At 71.1% G+C, this 16,430-nt stretch carries 14 protein-coding genes; all 14 read right to left on the minus strand.

Annotated elements, in window-relative coordinates; translation table 11 throughout:
* Positions 1-34: 34 nt before the first annotated feature.
* The 14 genes from ACFYXM_RS24840 to ACFYXM_RS24905 all read right to left on the minus strand — a co-directional run bounded on the left by ACFYXM_RS24840 (position 35) and on the right by ACFYXM_RS24905 (position 16,394).
* The gene (locus ACFYXM_RS24840) at positions 35-1,513 is read right to left on the minus strand and encodes an aldehyde dehydrogenase family protein (RefSeq protein ID WP_389292436.1); all 1,479 of its coding nucleotides are present in this window, start codon (positions 1,511-1,513) and stop codon (positions 35-37) included.
* Entirely contained in the window at positions 1,510-3,249 is a 1,740-nt protein-coding gene (locus tag ACFYXM_RS24845; RefSeq protein WP_389292437.1) for an amidohydrolase family protein, read from the minus strand. The genes ACFYXM_RS24840 and ACFYXM_RS24845 overlap by 4 nt, the downstream gene beginning before the upstream one ends.
* A 352-nt stretch (positions 3,250-3,601) precedes the next feature.
* Positions 3,602-4,729 (minus strand): LLM class flavin-dependent oxidoreductase, encoded by a 1,128-nt coding sequence (locus tag ACFYXM_RS24850; protein ID WP_389292439.1) that lies wholly within the window; start codon positions 4,727-4,729, stop codon positions 3,602-3,604.
* A gap of 130 nt (positions 4,730-4,859) precedes the next feature.
* On the minus strand, positions 4,860-5,657 hold the full coding sequence (locus tag ACFYXM_RS24855; protein WP_389292441.1) for an SDR family NAD(P)-dependent oxidoreductase: 798 nt from the start codon (positions 5,655-5,657) through the stop codon (positions 4,860-4,862).
* 13 nt (positions 5,658-5,670) lie between these two features.
* Positions 5,671-6,579: an LLM class F420-dependent oxidoreductase gene (locus ACFYXM_RS24860; protein WP_389292540.1), complete on the minus strand. Its 909-nt coding sequence runs from the start codon at positions 6,577-6,579 to the stop codon at positions 5,671-5,673.
* A gap of 188 nt (positions 6,580-6,767) precedes the next feature.
* Entirely contained in the window at positions 6,768-7,274 is a 507-nt protein-coding gene (locus ACFYXM_RS24865; RefSeq protein WP_389292442.1) for a hypothetical protein, read from the minus strand.
* Positions 7,275-7,474: 200 nt separating this feature from the next.
* Positions 7,475-7,939 carry a hypothetical protein gene (locus ACFYXM_RS24870; RefSeq protein WP_389292443.1) on the minus strand — a complete coding sequence of 155 codons (465 nt, stop codon included), beginning with the start codon at positions 7,937-7,939 and terminating at the stop codon, positions 7,475-7,477.
* A 225-nt stretch (positions 7,940-8,164) separates the two neighbouring features.
* Positions 8,165-9,046 carry an oxaloacetate decarboxylase gene (locus ACFYXM_RS24875; RefSeq protein ID WP_389292445.1) on the minus strand — a complete coding sequence of 294 codons (882 nt, stop codon included), beginning with the start codon at positions 9,044-9,046 and terminating at the stop codon, positions 8,165-8,167.
* A gap of 617 nt (positions 9,047-9,663) precedes the next feature.
* Positions 9,664-10,626 carry a phosphotransferase family protein gene (locus ACFYXM_RS24880; RefSeq protein ID WP_389292447.1) on the minus strand — a complete coding sequence of 321 codons (963 nt, stop codon included), beginning with the start codon at positions 10,624-10,626 and terminating at the stop codon, positions 9,664-9,666.
* A 141-nt stretch (positions 10,627-10,767) separates the two neighbouring features.
* The gene (locus ACFYXM_RS24885) at positions 10,768-11,595 is read right to left on the minus strand and encodes a M23 family metallopeptidase (protein ID WP_389292448.1); all 828 of its coding nucleotides are present in this window, start codon (positions 11,593-11,595) and stop codon (positions 10,768-10,770) included.
* A gap of 357 nt (positions 11,596-11,952) precedes the next feature.
* On the minus strand, positions 11,953-13,383 hold the full coding sequence (locus ACFYXM_RS24890; protein WP_389292450.1) for a dicarboxylate/amino acid:cation symporter: 1,431 nt from the start codon (positions 13,381-13,383) through the stop codon (positions 11,953-11,955).
* A gap of 571 nt (positions 13,384-13,954) precedes the next feature.
* Positions 13,955-14,251, minus strand: coding sequence for a DUF4229 domain-containing protein (locus ACFYXM_RS24895; RefSeq protein WP_389292451.1), 297 nt, complete (start codon positions 14,249-14,251; stop codon positions 13,955-13,957).
* Between the two features lie 222 nt (positions 14,252-14,473).
* Positions 14,474-15,637 carry an aminofutalosine synthase MqnE gene (gene mqnE, locus ACFYXM_RS24900; protein ID WP_389292453.1) on the minus strand — a complete coding sequence of 388 codons (1,164 nt, stop codon included), beginning with the start codon at positions 15,635-15,637 and terminating at the stop codon, positions 14,474-14,476.
* 301 nt (positions 15,638-15,938) lie between these two features.
* Positions 15,939-16,394 carry an Lrp/AsnC family transcriptional regulator gene (locus ACFYXM_RS24905; RefSeq protein ID WP_389292542.1) on the minus strand — a complete coding sequence of 152 codons (456 nt, stop codon included), beginning with the start codon at positions 16,392-16,394 and terminating at the stop codon, positions 15,939-15,941.
* Positions 16,395-16,430: the final 36 nt, after the last annotated feature.

Below are 16,430 nucleotides of genomic sequence, written 5' to 3' on the forward strand. Positions count from 1 at the left end.
TCCGCTCAGCGGACACCCACGGCGGTACGGGGCCTCAGCCGGGCCAGACGATCGCCTGGAGTTCGCTGTACGCGTGCAGTGCGTACGAGCCGACGTCGCGGCCCACCCCGCTCTTCTTGAACCCTCCGAACGGGGCCTCCATGTTCCGTCCGACGGTGTTCACGCCGACCCCTCCGGCGCGCAGCCGGCGGGCGATCCGGAAGGCCCGGGCCACGTCCGAGGACCAGACGTAGTCGATCAGTCCGTAGTCGCTGTCGTTGGCCAGCGCGATGCCCTCCTCCTCGTCGTCGAAGGGGACGACCACGACGACCGGTCCGAAGATCTCCTCGCGGACGACGCGCATGTCGTTGGTGCAGTCGGCGAGGAGGGTGGGGGCGACGTAGAAGCCACGCTCGAATCCGCGGCCGGAGGGCCGCTCGCCCCCGGTGACGATGCGCGCGCCCTCCTCGCGGCCGAGTTCGACGTACGACTCGACACGGTCACGGTGGGCGGCGGAGACGACCGGGCCGACGACCGTGCCCCGGTCCGTGGGATCGCCCACCGTCAGCCGGTCCGCGTACGCGGCGAGCCTGCCGAGCAGGGCGTCGTGGACGCCGCGCTGGACGAGCACCCGGGTCGGCGCGGTGCAGATCTGGCCGCTGTAGAAGGAGAAGGTGGTGCCGATGCCCGCCGCGGCGGAGTCGAGGTCGGCGTCGTCCAGCACGACGGCGGCCCCCTTCCCGCCCAGCTCCATCAGCTGCCGCTTCATGGCGCGCCCGCAGACCTCGCCGATGCGCCGGCCGACGGCGGTGGAACCGGTGAAGCTGACCATGTCGACGTCCGGCGCGTCGACGGCGGCCTCGCCCGCCTCGGGGCCGGAACCGGTGACGACGTTGACGACGCCCGCCGGGACACCCGCCGCCTCCAGCGCCTCGGCCATCCGGTAGACGGAGAGCGGGTCCTGCGGCGCGGGTTTCACGACGACCGTGTTGCCCATGGCCAGCGCGGGGGCGATCTTCCCGGCCGGGTTGGCCCAGGGGTTGTTGTACGAGGTGATACAGGTGACGACGCCCACCGGCTGACGCACCGCGAGCGCGCCGAAGACGCCCGCCCGGCCCATCGGCCCGGCCTCGTTGATCTGCGGCACGACCGGCTCCTCGACCGGCTCCAGGGCACCCCTGGCGTACCGGCGGAAGCGGGCGGCGCCGACGGCGACCTGCATGCCCCGGGCGGTTCCCGTCGTGGCGCCGCTCTCCGCCTGGGCGAGCGCGGCGTGGGCGGGGAGGTCGCGCAGCATCAGATCGGCGGCCCGGTCCAGGATCGCGGCCCGCTCCTCGGGGCGGGTGCGCGACCAGCCGTCCAGCGCCTCTCGGGCGGCGGCGGCCGCCGCGTGCACCTGCTCGCGGCTCGCCTCGGGGGCGAGGCCGACGACCTCCTCGGTGGCCGGGTTCACGATCTCGTAGTGGCCGAGGTCCGGTTCGGTCCACCGGCCGCCGATGAAGAGGCGCCGCTCCGTCCGGTTCCCGTCGCTCATGCGGTGCTCACCGTCCGGGTGTCGCGGCCGGAGCGGAGCACCGTGCCGGGGACCGCGCCGGTCACCTTGTCGTCGCGCAGGGTCTCGACCCCGTTGACGCGGACCGACACGATGCCGATGGCCCTGGAGTCGAGGCGGGGGCTGTCGCCGGGCAGGTCGTGGACGAGGGTGGCGGGTCCGGCGTCGACGCGTTCGGGGTCGAAGAGGACGAGGTCGGCGTGGAAGCCCTCCTCGATCCGCCCCCGCTCGCGCAGCCCGAACAGCCGGGCCGGGTCGTCCGTGAGCATCCTGACCGCCTGTTCCAGGGGTACGAGCCCGCGTCGGCGCAGGCAGTCCCCGAGGAACCGGGTGGTGTACGGGGCACCGCACATGCGGTCCAGGTGGGCACCGGCGTCGGAGCCGCCGAGCAGGACGTCCTCGTGCTCCCAGGTCTGTCGCCGCAGCTCCCAGGAGGCGGGGTCGTTGTCCGTGGGCATCGGCCACAGCACGGTGCGCAGGTCGTCCTCGGCGCAGATCTCGACCAGGCAGTGGAAGGGGTCCTGGCCGCGTTCGGCGGCGATGTCGCCGACGACCCGGCCGGTCAGCCCTTCGTTGGCGGCGCTGTAGGTGTCCCCGATGACGTACCGGCCGAAGTCGGCGAGGCGGCGGAATACCCCGGCCTCCTTGCTGTCGGCGCGGCGCAGCATCTCGGCGCGGGTGGCGGGGTCGCGGAGCCGTTCGACGCGCTCGGGTACGGGCAGGGCGAGGATCTCGCCCCAGCCGGGTATGAGGTTGAGGGCGCAGAACGTGCCGAGCGACATGTTCATGGGCGTGAGGATCGGCATGGTGAGCGCGACGATCCGGCCCCCGGCCCGGCGGGCGCGTTCGCTGGGAACGAGCTGGCGGGGCACGCGTTCGGGGACGGCGGCGTCGATGGTGAGGACGTTCCAGTTCAGCGGGCGCCCGGCGGCGGCCGTCAGGTCGACGAGGAGGTCGATCTCCTCGTCGGAGAACTGGTCGAGGCAGCCCGCGACGATCGCTTCGAGCTGGGTGCCCTCGTGTTCGCCGACCGCGCGGGCGAGGGCGAGGAGCTCCTCGGGGAGGGCGTGCCGGGAGGCGACCGGCTTCCCGTCGCCGTCGGAGTGGGTGGAGGACCGGGTGGTGGACAGCCCCCAGGCCCCGGCGTCCATGGCGTCGTGGAACAGCGCGAGCATGGCGTCGAGCTGTTCGGGCGTGGGCTGTCCGCCGATCGCGTCGGCGCCCATGACGTGCCTGCGCAGGGCGCAGTGGCCGACCATGAACCCGGCGTTGACGGCGATCCGTCCTTCGAGTGCGTCGAGGTACTCGCGGAAGCTGGACCAGGACCAGTCGACGCCCTCCTCCAGCGCCGCCAGGGCCATGCCCTCCACCCGCGCCATCATGCGGCGGGTGTAGTCGGCGTCCTCGGGCCGCTGCGGGTGGAGCGGGGCGAGGGTGAAGCCGCAGTTGCCACCGACGACGGTGGTGACGCCGTGGTTCATGGACGGGGTGGCGTACGGGTCCCAGAACAGCTGGGCGTCGTAGTGGGTGTGCGGGTCGACGAAGCCGGGGGCGAGGACGAGTCCGGTGGCGTCCTCGCTGGTGACGGCCTCCTCGGTGAGGGTGTCCGGTTCGGCGACGACGGCGACGCGGCCGTCGCGGATGCCGACGTCGGCGCGGTACGAGGGGCCGCCGGTGCCGTCCACGACGGTCGCTCCGCGGATGAGGTGGTCGAGCATGACGGGGTTCCCTTCCGTGTTTCCAACCGCAGGTACGGATACGTCGACGGGCAGCCGGGCGGCCGGGGGCCCGGTACGCGGGGGCGGGCGGCCGGGGCGCGGCGGAGCGTGCGGCCGGGTGTGCGGCCGGGGTGCGCACGGCCGCGGTACGCACCCCGGCTCCACGCGGCGGCGGTCCGGGAAGACGCCGCCGGTCTCGTCGGCCCCTCCGAGGACCCCTTTCAGTCCCTCCGGCGATTGAGGAGCGGGGGTCCGGGGGCAGAGCCCCCGGTTATGGGAAGGGGCGGGCAGGGGAACAGCCCCGCCGCAGGCGACACGCCCCCGCACCGCCCCACGCCGCAGGCGACACGCGCTACGCGCGCCCCGCGGCCCGGAACCGTGAGGTCCGGTGCACCGGGTCCGTGTCGATCTTCGGAATCACGTGCTCACCGATCAGACGGATCGAGTTCAGCGTGTCCTCGCGGCTGATCCCGATCGGCAGCCCGAAGCTCAGCTGGTCCGCGCCCGCCTGCTCCCACCGCTTGCACTGGCGCAGCACCTCGTCCGGGTCGCCGCAGATCATCAGCTCCTCGGCGATCAGCAGCTCGATGATCTCCTCGGTGTACTCCGGCAGCAGCTCGGGCCACTCCGGAATGCCCTCCGGCCTGGGGAACGTGTCGTGGTAGCGGAACAGCAGCGACTGGAGGTGGTTGAGCCCACCGCCCACCGCGATCTCGACGGCCTTGGCGTGCGTCTCGGCGCAGATGGCGGTGGAGGTGACCATGACGTTGTCGTTGACGAAGTCCCCGACGGGCTCGGCCTCCTTGACGGCCGTCTTGTAGGACTCGACGACCCACTCCATGTCGGAGACCTTCTGCACGCTGAAGCCCAGCACGCCGAGCCCCTTCTTGCCCGCCATGGCGTACGAGGACGGCGACCCGGCCGCGTACCACATCGCCGGGTGCGATTTCCCGTACGGCTTGGGCAGGATCTTGCGCGGCGGCAGCGACCAGTGCTTGCCCTGGAAGCCGGCGTACTCGTCCTGGAGCCACATCTTGGGGAACTCCGCGATGGTCTCCTCCCAGAGTTCCTTGGTGTGGTTCATGTCGGTGACACCCGGCATGAAGCCCAGGATCTCGTGGCTGCCCGCCCCGCGTCCGGAGCCGAACTCGAAGCGCCCCTCGGACAGATGGTCGAGCATGGCGACCTTCTCGGCCACCTTGACCGGGTGGTTGACGGGGGCGAGCGGGTTGAAGATTCCGGAGCCGAGGTGGATGCGGTCGGTGGCGTGCGCGAGGTAGCCCAGGTACACGTCGTTGGCCGAGAGGTGCGAGTACTCCTCCAGGAAGTGGTGCTCGGAGGCCCAGGCGTACTTGAAGCCGGACTTGTCCGCCTGGATGACGTACTCGGTCTCCTCGATCAGCGCCTTGTGCTCTGCCTCGGGGTCGGTCCTGGCCCGCGCGGCGGGCACGTACCCCTGTACAAAGATCCCGAATTCCAAGGGGGTTCACCGTCCTCAGTCGCCCTGACTTTTCTGACGTACCGTCAGATCGTGATGCGTCCGACTGTTCCACCGCCCCCCGCACCCGTCAATACCTGACGCACCGTCAGATCCCTTCACCGGGGTCCGCTCAGAAGGGGCTGACGCCCGCCAGCCACCCGCCGTCGATGACGAACGGCTGCCCGGTGATGTACGAGGAGTCGTCCGAGGTCAGGAAGAGTGCCAGCGCCGCCACCTCCTGCGGCCTGCCGATCCGCCCCATCGGCACCAGCTTCCGGTACAGCTCGGCCACCGCCGCCGCGGTCTCCTCCGGGTCGGCGTCCGGGTCCAGGGCCGCCGGATTGGTCATGGCGGTGTCCACGGCGCCGGGGCAGACGGCGTTGACCCGTATGTTCTTGGCGGCCAGCTCCATCGCCGCCACCCGGGTCAGCCCGAGGACCGCGTGCTTGGTGGCGGCGTAGGCGCCCACGAACGCCATGCCGGTGAGCCCCGTGTACGACGCGGTGTTGACGACGGTCCCGCCGCCCGCGGCCTCGATCTCGGGCACGACGTGCTTGATCCCGAGGAACGCCCCGATCTGGTTGACCTGGACGACCTGCTGGAACTCCTCCAGCGGCGTGCTCACCAGTTCATTGAACCGGAGGATGCCCGCGTTGTTGACCAGCCCGTCGATCCTCCCGTACGCGCCCTTCGCGGCGGCGACGGCGGCCCGCCACTCGTCCTCCACGCCCACGTCCAGGTGGACGAACCGCGCGGCGTCCTTCCCGTGCTTCTCGCGCAGCTCCCCGGCCAGCGCCTCGCCCTGCTCGTCGAGCACGTCGCCGATCACCACCCGCGCGCCCTCCGCGACGAACAGCCGCGCCTCCTGCTCGCCCTGCCCGCGTGCCGCGCCGCTGATCAGCACGGTCCGCCCGTCCAGCTTGCCCATGTCCGAGTACCTCCTACGCGTCGAGATGAGGCGCGACCTCGGCGGCGAACGCCGCCATCTGGTCGGTCAGTTCGTCGCGGCTCCGGCTGCGGAACCGCACCTGGATCTGGTGGACACCCATGGCCGCGTACGCGCGCAGCGACTCGGCGAGGGCCTGCGGCTTCCCGGTGAGGGTGCGCCGCCCGACGGGCCACCCCGGATCGCCGACGTACAGCGGCTCGGTGATCGCCCCGACGACGATCGGCTGCTCGATCCCGGCGGCCTCGCGCAGCTCCTTCAGCCGGGCGATCTGCGCGGGCAGCCGGTCCCGGGGGTCGCCCTGCGGCAGCCAGCCGTCGCCCCGCACCGCCGCCCGGCGCACGGCGGCGGGCGAGGAGCCGCCCACCCAGACGGGCACCCGCCCCTGTGCCGGACGCGGCAGCTGCCCCAGCCCGGAGAAGGCGAACCGCTCCCCGGCGAACTCCGGGTACTCCTCCGGCCCGAGGGCCGCCCTGAGCGCATCGACGGTCTCGTCGAGCAGCCCGCCCCGCCCCTCGAAGTCCGCGCCCAGCGCCCGGAACTCCTCCGGCACGTGCCCCGCCCCGACCCCGAGGACCAGCCGGCCGCCGCAGAGGTGGTCGAGGGTGGCGTACTGCTTGGCGGTGACCAGCGGATGCCGCAGACCGACAACGGCCACATGGCTCATCAGCAGCACCCGCTCGGTGATCCCGGCGAGAAAGGCGAGGGTGGCGACCGGGTCGTACCAGACGGTCCCCATGGCATCGGCGAGCCGGCGCGGGATCGCCACGTGGTCACAGCTCGCCAGATAGGCGAAGCCGGTGCGGTCGGCGGTACGGGCGATCTCGGCGAGGTCGGCGGGGGTCGCCGACGCCTCCCACCCCTCCGCGAAGATCGCGCTCTGCGACTGGATCGGGAGCTGCATTCCGTACGACAGCGGCCCGGTGGTCGTGATCGGCACCGAACGGCCTCCTTCCGTGGACCGAAGGAATCTGACACACCGTCACATCATCCTGCGGGGGCCATCGTCGTGCCTGACGCGCCATCACACAAGGGTCACGCCCCCGGCCCCGTCGGCACGGGCGGCGGGGCCGGATCGCGGTCATGACCGGATCAGCCGCGGGCCCTCTTGAACAGGAAATCGCCCTCGATCTCGATCCGGGTCGGGGGCTTGCTCCCGTCGTAGTAGTTCACGTCCTGCGTACGAGCCGTCCAGCGCAGCCGGAACCGATCGCCGTCACGGGAGAGGACGTTGATCCGGTTGTCTCGCAGCGGCTGGTGTTCGCAGTAGTACAGCAGCGACATGCACGAGTCCTCGTCGTCGTCCCGCACGCCCGGCATCACGAACTCCCGTCCCACCAGGGCGTCCACATCGATCCCGGGCAGCTCGACGCCGACCTCCGCCGTCGGCGCCATCCCCAGGGCCTCCGTGTCCTCGCAGCGCCGGGCGCCGTCGGAATCCGCCGCGACCTCGAACCAGAGCGTGACCGGGCCCTCGCTCCCCTCCGCCGCACAGACCCAGATGTCGGCGAACGCGATGCGGTACACCTCGTCCCCGTTGAACCGGTGCAGAACGAACCGGCCCCCGGAACGGTCCGCCCCTGCCGCACGCTCACGCATCCCGCGCCCTTCTCGTCCGTCCGACACCGCTCACGGTACCGATCGGGTCGACGAGGGACGCACGGAGTACGGCCGACGAGGCCGCCGGGAACGCCGAGCGCCGCACCGGGCGCCCGGCCATCGGCTGACGGCTGCCCTGCGTTTCTGAACCGTGCCCGATCAGGGAGCGGACGGAACGCGGACAGGGCGGCGGTGTCGGGCTACGGCTGTACGGTCCCGTCGGCGCGGTCATCGCGTTCGGTGTCCGCGTCGCCCTCGTCGTCGTCCCCTCCGGTCGCCGCACTCTCCGGTGCCGTGTTCCTGGGTGCCGCGCCCTGCCGCGGGGCGTCTTCCTCTTCCTCCTCGCCCGCCCGTTCGTCCGGTGCGGCCTGGACGCCGACGTCCTGGGAGGCGGACACGTTCTGGTCGATCGCGCCCCCGCCGCCGTCGTGGTCGCTGCCCGCCGTGCCCTTGCTCAGGGGGGCCAGCACATTGGCCGTGCGGTCGACTTCGAGCCAGGAATCGGCGTTGGAGTTGTCGATGGTGATCAAGGAGGGGCCGTGGTGTGTCTCCATTCCGCCGTCCGGGGCGTCGGCCCAGGCATGTCCGGCGGCCAACTGGCCCTGGCAGAGCAGGCCGAGAGCGGCCACCAGGACCGCACGCGCCTTGGATGAGTCGGCTGCCATGATCCGGTTCCTCTTTCCTCTGAGTCCTCTGATTCCCCGGGGTCCTCTGGGGCCCGTGGGTCCCCTGGGCCCGTGGGTCCTCGGGGTTCGGGTGCGCCGGGGCCACGAGGGGCGCGGGACGCGACACGGGGCCCCGGCGTACGGTCCGGGAGGCGGTGGTCCGGGCCGTGCGGCCGTCCGGGTCCGGATCACCGCCTCCCGTGTCATCTGTGTCGAACGCCCTCGTCAGGCGACCGCGGGCTCGTGGACGGGGGCGGAGGCCGGGGCGGGGTGGTGCCTGCTGATGTTCCGCTCCAGCAGTTCCGTCGACCGCCGCACCCCGATTCCCTCGACCGGATCGAACTCGGGAAGCCGCCCGTCGGCCCGCTTGAGGTCCGCCAGCGCGGTGTCGATCGCGGAATGCGCGGCGAACAGGCAGGGAGTGCTGTAGATGGCCACCTGGCAGTCCAGCTCGGTCAGTTCGGTGAGCGAGAGACGGGGCGACTTGCCGCCCGCGATCTGGTTGAACAACAGCGGCTTGTCACCGATCACCTGGCGGATTCGCTTGATCCACTCGATGCTGCGGACCCCGTCGACCAGGACGACGTCGGCGTCCGTCCCGGCCAGCGCCTCGGCCCTGCGCAGGATCTCGTCCTCCTCCGTGGCGTCCGTGCGGGCGACGACCACCAGGTCCTGGCGGCTCTCCAGCACGAGGTCGAGCTTCTCCAGGTACTCCTCCAGCGGCAGCACCTGCTTCCCGTCCGCGTGACCGCACCGGCGGGGGCGCTTCTGGTCCTCCAGGATGACGCCGGAGGCGCCGATCCGCTCCAGCCGCTGCACCACGTGGCAGGCGACCTCCGGATCCACGTAACCGTCGTCGATGTCCACCAGCAGGTGGTGGGAGGGGAAGGCCAGCCGCAGCCGCTCCACGAAGGCCACCATGTCCGGCCAGGCGATGAACCCGATGTCGGGAAGCCCGTAGTGGGAGGCGGCGAAGCCGAATCCGGACACGAAGAAACCGTCGTAGTGCCGGGCCACGACGGACGCCGAGTACATGTCGTAGATGCCGATGAGCGGAGTCGTCCCCGGGGACCGGACTTCTTGCCTCAGCACACTTCCGTATCGCACAACTTCTCCTTTTTGACGCCTGGTTGGTTCATGGGTCGGGGAGCCGCCGCGTGGCCGCGAAGCCGGTCCGAGGTGCGACGGCCCCGTCCGGTGGGCCCGGATTCCGGGCGTCGCCGGACCGGAGTGACGGGACTTCGGCGGCGTGACGTGGCGGGCCGGGAGCCGCCGGGGCACGGGAGGCCGGATCGGGGCTCACGGATGTGGATGGTTCGGCGACCGGCCGGTACGGCAGATACGGGGACGCCGCTCCCCTGCGTCGGGCAGGCGACGGCGGCACCCGGTCCGCACGGGACTCGGTCCGTCCTCTTGCGAAGACGGGTATAGCTATACCGACATGACCGGCCCTTTACCGACGTGCACGCCGTCTTTTACCTTGCGTACGACACCCGCGGGTATGCGTCGGGCTCCTGTCGACGAGCCCGGTGACGAGGGACTTCCCGCCTCACGGCGGTCAGCCGGGAGGCCATCGCAGGGTCAATCGACTGCCTTGCGGAATAACCGAGTTGAGGGGTGCGTCACGTACGTTCCGTGCCACTCACACGTGTTGCCCGGAGCCTCGACCGGGGGGTGCCCGACCCGGCGCGACGGCCAGTACGTCGGCACGCGGGCCGCACGGATCAGCCGAAACGGTCGAACAGGCTCTCGACGTAGTCTTCCAGGCGGGCCGCGACTACGTCAGGGGTGAGGTCGGTCCGTCCGAGCTCCCGCCACGGAATCGCGGTCTTCTCCGCGTCCGGCGCGTAGGCAAGCGCGTCCAGCAGGCGCCAGTAGAGGTGGTCCGCGTCGCCGTCCGCCAACCGCCCGCCCGCAGACGTGTATTGATCGACGAAGCCCATACCGGTCGGTACGCCGTGCAGCAGGGAGAGGGCCGTCGAGCAGTGGGCGACGTCCAGGTCGGCGGGGCCCCACGAGGTCTCGACCCAGTCGACGACCCCGCTGACCCGGACGCCCGTCCCGGATTCGGCGAAGAGCACGTTGCCCGGGTGGAAGTCGCGGTGCAGGAACCGGGGCTCGTACGACGGCGGCTCACGGCGGATGACGTCGACCGCCCGCCGCCAGAGCCGGGGCCGCGCGGTCGCGGCGGGCACCCGCACCCGGTCCGGAGCGGTCCACGCCTCGTACGTACGCGGCCGGGTCGCGTCCGTCACCCGTACCGCGTGGATGTCGGCCAACTGCCGGGCCAGCAGCCCGATGCGGTCCGGCGCCCCGGCGTCGTCGACCCGTACCCGTCCGGGCAGCAGGGTCATCAGCAGTGAGGGATGGTCGCAGTGCTCGGCCCGGGCGTCGACGGCCACCAACCGCGCGGCCGGGACACCGGTGCCGTCCGCCAGCAGCCGCAGGATGTCCGCCTCGCGGCTGAGCAGCCCCGGGGCGTGCCGTACGTAGAAGGGCTTGACGAAGGACCGCAGCACGAGCGCCCGCGCACCCTGCGGCCCGGAGACGTCCAGCCGGCGCATCCACGAGGTCCAGCCGCCGCGCAACTGCTCGACACCTTCGATGCGTTCACCCGGTGCGAGACTCTTCTCGACCCACGTGCGCGTCGCCGCCCAGTTGGAACCGCGGTCCACCTCTTCGCCCATGTTCCGAGCCTACGCCGGGGGTTCGGGGACGACCGGGCCTCGGGACCTTTGGGCCCAGGGGCGTCCCGGCTGCCCGGGGCGCCCCTGGGCCCGCATCCGCCCGGGACGCCTCGCGTCGGCCGGGCGGATGCGGACCTGTCGTCAGCAGTTCGGAATCACTGTGCCGTTGTTGTCGCGGGCCTCGTCATTGCCCCAGCGCGACAGGTAGTACGCCGAGACGTACGCGCCGCGCCCGTTCTTGCCCGCGTACACCGTGTCCAGGTCGGTCTTCAGCCACCAGTGGTTGTAGCTGGAGCCCGAACCGACTTGGGCTCCCCACACCTTGCAGTACACGTAGTTCGTGCCCGCGTTGAGGACGCCCTGCGCGTCGGCCGTGTTGGGGGCCGCGTAGCCCGTGGCGTTGGCGAAGGTGTCCACCCAGTACTTTCCGGTGCCGCCGCCCCCGCAGCCGTTGTCGCTGGTCAGGTACTTGCTGTTGTACGAGCCGGGGTAGGGCGCCAGGGACTTCCCGTTGATCGCGATGGTCTGCCCGACACCGTTGTAGAGCTGCTCGTAGTGGATGTGGGCGCCGCTGCTGTTGCCGGTGGAACCGGTGGTGCCGATCTGCTGCCCCTGGGACACGGAGGCGCCGTCGGCGACGGAGTACGAGGCGAGGTGGAAGTAGTAGGTCTTCCAGCCGCCGCCGTGGTCGATGGCGATGTAGTTGCCGGCCCCGCTGGGCTGGGAGTAGCGGTATGCGGTCCCGCCGGACGAGGCGAGGACGGGGGAGCCGGCCGTGGTGCCGCCGTCGGCGCGTATGAAGTCGAGGGCCTGCCTGACCTCCGCCGAGTGGTGGCCGTAGGTCCAGGTCTGGCCGCAGGGGAACGGTGCCTTGAAGTTGGGTGCCGCCGCCGCGGGGGTCGCGGTGAGCAGACCCGCGACCAGGGCCACCAGGCCCAGCAGGGCGATACGTATCGAGCGCGTGCGCATGCGCGGATTTCCTCCGAGTCAGGATCCGGGATGTGGGGGGTGGCGTCGATCTGTGGAACGGGGCAAGCGTGCCGGAAGTCCTGGTTCCGCAGTAGACCCAACGGGCCCAGCCCAGGGCCCAAAGTGGGCCCTGGGACCCGCGGCGGAGGCCTTCCTCGACCTGCATCTGAAGGGCCGGCCCCAGCCGCTGCTGAACGGCCCCACACCCGCCAACCCGGAGGTCGTCTTCCAGCGGCCCTGAGCGCCGCACCCGCCCCGGGCCGCCGCACCCGCCCCGGAACGCGCCGTGGGCCCCTCCCCCGACTCCTGGAACCCAAGGAGCGGAGGAGGGGCCCACGCGCGGCGGGCTGCCGTCGGCTAAGCGGTGACCGGCACCCGCCGCGGCTCGGCGTCACGCGCCTCCGAGCCGCCGGAGTCACCGGAGTCGTCGAAGTCGTCGGAGCCGTCGGAGCCGTCGACCGGGGAGGACGAGGCCGTGGCGTACGCCTCGTGGTCGAGGATCTTCTCGCGCGCCGAGACGATCACCGGGACCAGCGCCTGACCGGCCACGTTCGTGGCCGTCCGCATCATGTCCAGGATCGGGTCGATCGCCATGAGCAGACCGACGCCCTCCAGCGGGAGGCCCAGCGTCGACAGAGTCAGGGTCAGCATGACCGTCGCGCCGGTGAGACCGGCGGTGGCCGCCGAACCGATCACCGAGACGAACGCGATCAGGACGTAGTCACCGACGTTCAGCTGCACGTCGAAGATCTGCGCGATGAAGATCGCCGCGAGCGCGGGGTAGATCGCGGCGCAGCCGTCCATCTTGGTGGTCGCGCCGAACGGGACCGAGAAGGACGCGTACTCCTTCGGGACGCCGAGGCGCTCGGTGACCTTCTGGGTGACCGGCATCGTGCCGACCGAGGAGCGGGAGACGAAGGCCAGCTGGATCGCCGGCCAGGCACCCTTGAAGAACTGGATCGGGCTGAGCTTGGCGACCGTGGCGAGCAGCAGCGGGTACACCCCGAACATCACCAGGGCGCAGCCGATGTAGACATCGGCGGTGAACGTCGCGTACTTGCCGATCAGGTCCCAGCCGTAGTCGGCGATCGCGTAGCCGATGAGGCCGACGGTGCCGATCGGGGCGAGCCGGATGACCCACCACAGCGCCTTCTGGAGGAGTTCCAGGACGGACTCGCTGAGCGTGAGGATCGGCTGGGCCTTCTCACCGAGCTTGAGCGCGGCGATGCCGGCGACGGCGGCCATGAACACGATCTGGAGCACGTTCAGTTCGGTGAACGGGGTGATCACGTCGTTCGGGATGATGCCGGTGAGGAAGTCGAGCCAGGATCCGGCGTGCTGCGGCAGCTTGCCGTCCTTCGGCGTGAGGCCGGTCCCGGCACCCGGGTTGGTCACCAGGCCGATCGCGAGACCGATGGCGACCGCGATCAGCGAGGTGATCATGAACCAGAGCAGGGTGCGGGTGGCCAGCCGGGCGGCGTTGTTGACCTTGCGCAGGTTGGTGATCGACACCAGGATCGCGAAGAAGACGAGCGGTGCGACGGCCAGCTTCAGCAGCTGGACGAAGAGGTGGCCGACCTTGTCGAGCGTGGTGTGGAGCCAGTCGATGTCGTAGCTGCGGGCGATCCACCCGAGGACGACACCGAGGACGAGACCGGCGACTATCTGGGCCCAGAACGGGACCTTGGGTATGCGGGAACCGGAACCGGAACCGGAACCGGAACCGGAACCGGAACCGGAACCGGACGGGCTGTCGGTGGCGGCGGTGGACGCGGGGGTCGCGGACACGGACACACTCCAGATGTGACGCATCGGGGCGCACGAGGACGCCGTGCGGGAGGACGTTGTACGGGGACGGGGGGTGCGGCGCCCGCGTCGGGGCGGCGCCGCCGCATGGTGCCGGTTCGAACGCTGTCTCAGAGGCTGCGGCGACAGACCGCGTTCATGCGCGGCCGACAGACCGCGGACATGCAGCGGCAGAGATCGACATGCAGGCGCGCCACGAGCGGGACGCTCGCGGCTTCGTGAGGGCGCACCGCTGTCTTCATGCCAATCACGTTAACACTTGAACTTTGAGGACCTCAAAGGTCTTCTTTGGGTGCGGGTGCGGGACCGGGGCCGCCCGCGCACACGAACAACCGCCCCGCGCACGCGAACACCCCGCGCACGCAGGCGGGAACGACGGAACCCCGGTGCCGGAGCAACTGCTCCGGCACCGGGGTTCCGTCAAAGGTGTGAGGAACCTTACGCGGCCCGCGCGGACGGACTCACGCCGTTCCGGGCGCCTCGCCACGGCCCTCGCGGGCCGACGTGGTCCCACGCGGCACTCGTCACGGTCCCGCGGTCCTCACCGCGGCCCTCACGGGGCGACGCTGTCCTCGCGGGTGCGGTTCTCCTCGAGGCGCCGCTTGGCCCGCTCGATCCTGGGCGCGATCTGGGCGGACATCTCGTCACGCTGCTTGCGCAGCAGCACGAAGCTGAGCGGCGCGGACAGGATCAGGGCGAGGAGGATCACCCAGAAGGGGTTGGAGTCGCGCACCCCGGAGGGAACCAGGCCGAAATGGACGGCCACGGCTGCGACCACGAAGCAGCCGACGAAGATGCTGAGGCGCATCGCGGTGTACCGAATGGTCGCGCTCGGCCTGGCAGCGGACACAGTTGGCCCCTTTCTCGACGTACGACGGTCCTGCAATCCTGCCCGACCAGTGAAGCATGCCCCGGAATCGAGCACTTCGGAGGGCCGCGCCAAAAGGGCGCGGGGCCCGTTCCGAAGCCGCGCGGGGCGGCGCGGCCCGGTACGCGAGAGAGCCCCGGCCGGTCGGCCAGGGCTCTCGCACCGCTCATCGGGACTGGTACGCCGGAAGGGGCACCAGGGCTGTCAGACGCGCATCGGCTGCGGCGACTCGCGCCGCTCGGTGTCCGGGCCCGGGTACTCGCGGATGATCTCGTACCGGGTGTTGCGCTCGACGGGCCGGAAGCCCGCGTCGCGGATCAGGTCGAGCAGGTCCTCGCGGCTGAGCTTGTTCGGGGTGCCGTAATTGTCCGCGTCGTGGGTGATCTTGTACTCGACGACCGAGCCGTCCATGTCGTCCGCGCCGTGCTGGAGCGCGAGCTGGGCGGTCTGCACGCCGTGCATCACCCAGAAGACCTTGACGTGCGGGACGTTGTCGAACAGGAGCCGCGAGACCGCGAAGGTCTTCAGCGCCTCGGCACCGGTCGCCATCGTCGTGCGCGCCTGGAGCCTGTTGCGGATCTTGCCGTCCTTCATGTCCACGAAGTCGTGCTGGTAGCGCAGCGGGATGAAGACCTGGAAGCCGCCGGTCTCGTCCTGGAGCTCACGCAGCCGCAGCACGTGGTCGACGCGATGCCGGGGCTCCTCGATGTGCCCGTACAGCATGGTCGCCGGGGTCTTGAGCCCCTTCTCGTGCGCCAGGCGGTGGATACGCGACCAGTCCTCCCAGTGGGTGTCGTGGTCCACGATGTGCTGCCGGACCTCCCAGTCGAAGATCTCCGCGCCGCCGCCGGTCAGCGACTCCAGACCGGCCTCGATCAGCTCGTCGAGGATCTCGGAGGCGGAGAGCCCGGAGATGGTCTCGAAGTGGTGGATCTCGGTGGCGGTGAACGCCTTGAGGGAGACCTGCGGCAGGGCCTCCTTCAGCGCGCCGAGCGAGCGCGGGTAGTAGCGCCACGGCAGGGTGGGGTGCAGCCCGTTGACGATGTGCAGCTCGGTGAGGTTCTCGCCCTCCATCGCCTTCGCGAGCCGGACCGCCTCCTCGATGCGCATGGTGTACGCGTCCTTCTCGCCCGGCTTGCGCTGGAACGAGCAGTAGGCGCACGAGGCCGTGCACACATTGGTCATGTTCAGGTGCCGGTTGACGTTGAAGTGGACCACGTCACCGTTCTTGCGGGTGCGCACCTCGTGGGCGAGGCCGCCGAGCCAGGCCAGGTCGTCCGACTCGTAGAGGACGATGCCGTCCTCACGGGTCAGCCGCTCCCCCGCGCGGACCTTCTCCTCCAGTTCGCGCTTGAGCCCGACGTCCATGCGGCTGCCTCCCAGTTGTCGACGTGCTGTGCCGTTCCCGGCGACACCGGGAACCCCTCCCCGGCGGCACCGGGGCCTTCCCGGCGGTACCGGGCGAAACCCCCGGGCGCCCGGGGGTTCCACCACGTTACGCCTAGCGCCGCTCCCGGCTACGCCCACCCCGTCGCTCCGCCCGGCGCACGCGCTCGTGGCACTGGCCGAAAGCCCACGCAGCGCCGCTACGAGATCTTCCGGCCGCCTTGCGACCGCACCCACCGGACCGGACGGCGCTCCTTCCGGGCAAGGGCTGCCGCTCCCGGCACTACATCTCCTCGGGGAGCTCCCCGACCCGGTTCTCCCACTTGGTGGAGAGCACGATCGTGGTACGGGTGCGCGAGACGCCCTTCGTGCCGCTGAGGCGGCGGATGGTCCGCTCCAGCCCGTCCACGTCACCGACCCGCACCTTGAGCATGTACGAGTCGTCGCCCGCGATGAACCACGCGTCCTCGATCTCCGCGAGGTCCTTCAGCCGGCGCGCCACGTCCTCGTGATCGGCCGCGTCGGAGAGCGAGATGCCGATCAGGGCCGTGACGCCGAGCCCCAGGGCCGCGGCGTCGACGGTGGCGCGGTACCCGGTGATGACACCGGCGGATTCCAGCCGGTTGATCCGGTCCGTGACGCTGGGCCCGGAGAGCCCCACCAGCCGTCCCAGCTCGGCGTACGAGGCCCTGCCGTTCTCCCTGAGTGCCTGGATGAGCTGCCTGTCCACCGCGTCCATGTGACTGAAACCTTCCATTGTTCAGCAGTATCGCGA

This window comes from Streptomyces sp. NPDC002476 (genome assembly GCF_042889785.1).
In the GTDB taxonomy this organism is placed as follows: Bacteria; Actinomycetota; Actinomycetes; order Streptomycetales; family Streptomycetaceae; genus Streptomyces.

Excerpts from the sequence above, each read along its gene's own strand:
- ACFYXM_RS24840 (WP_389292436.1), bottom strand. The coding sequence starts at position 1,513 with ATGAGCGACGGGAACCGGACGGAGCGGCGCCTCTTCATCGGCGGCCGG.
- ACFYXM_RS24845 (WP_389292437.1), bottom strand. The coding sequence starts at position 3,249 with ATGCTCGACCACCTCATCCGCGGAGCGACCGTCGTGGACGGCACCGGC.
- ACFYXM_RS24855 (WP_389292441.1), bottom strand. The coding sequence starts at position 5,657 with ATGGGCAAGCTGGACGGGCGGACCGTGCTGATCAGCGGCGCGGCACGC.
- ACFYXM_RS24860 (WP_389292540.1), bottom strand. The coding sequence starts at position 6,579 with ATGCAGCTCCCGATCCAGTCGCAGAGCGCGATCTTCGCGGAGGGGTGG.
- ACFYXM_RS24865 (WP_389292442.1), bottom strand. The coding sequence starts at position 7,274 with ATGCGTGAGCGTGCGGCAGGGGCGGACCGTTCCGGGGGCCGGTTCGTT.
- ACFYXM_RS24870 (WP_389292443.1), bottom strand. The coding sequence starts at position 7,939 with ATGGCAGCCGACTCATCCAAGGCGCGTGCGGTCCTGGTGGCCGCTCTC.
- ACFYXM_RS24880 (WP_389292447.1), bottom strand. The coding sequence starts at position 10,626 with ATGGGCGAAGAGGTGGACCGCGGTTCCAACTGGGCGGCGACGCGCACG.
- ACFYXM_RS24885 (WP_389292448.1), bottom strand. The coding sequence starts at position 11,595 with ATGCGCACGCGCTCGATACGTATCGCCCTGCTGGGCCTGGTGGCCCTG.
- mqnE (WP_389292453.1), bottom strand. The coding sequence starts at position 15,637 with ATGGACGTCGGGCTCAAGCGCGAACTGGAGGAGAAGGTCCGCGCGGGG.
- ACFYXM_RS24905 (WP_389292542.1), bottom strand. The coding sequence starts at position 16,394 with ATGGACGCGGTGGACAGGCAGCTCATCCAGGCACTCAGGGAGAACGGC.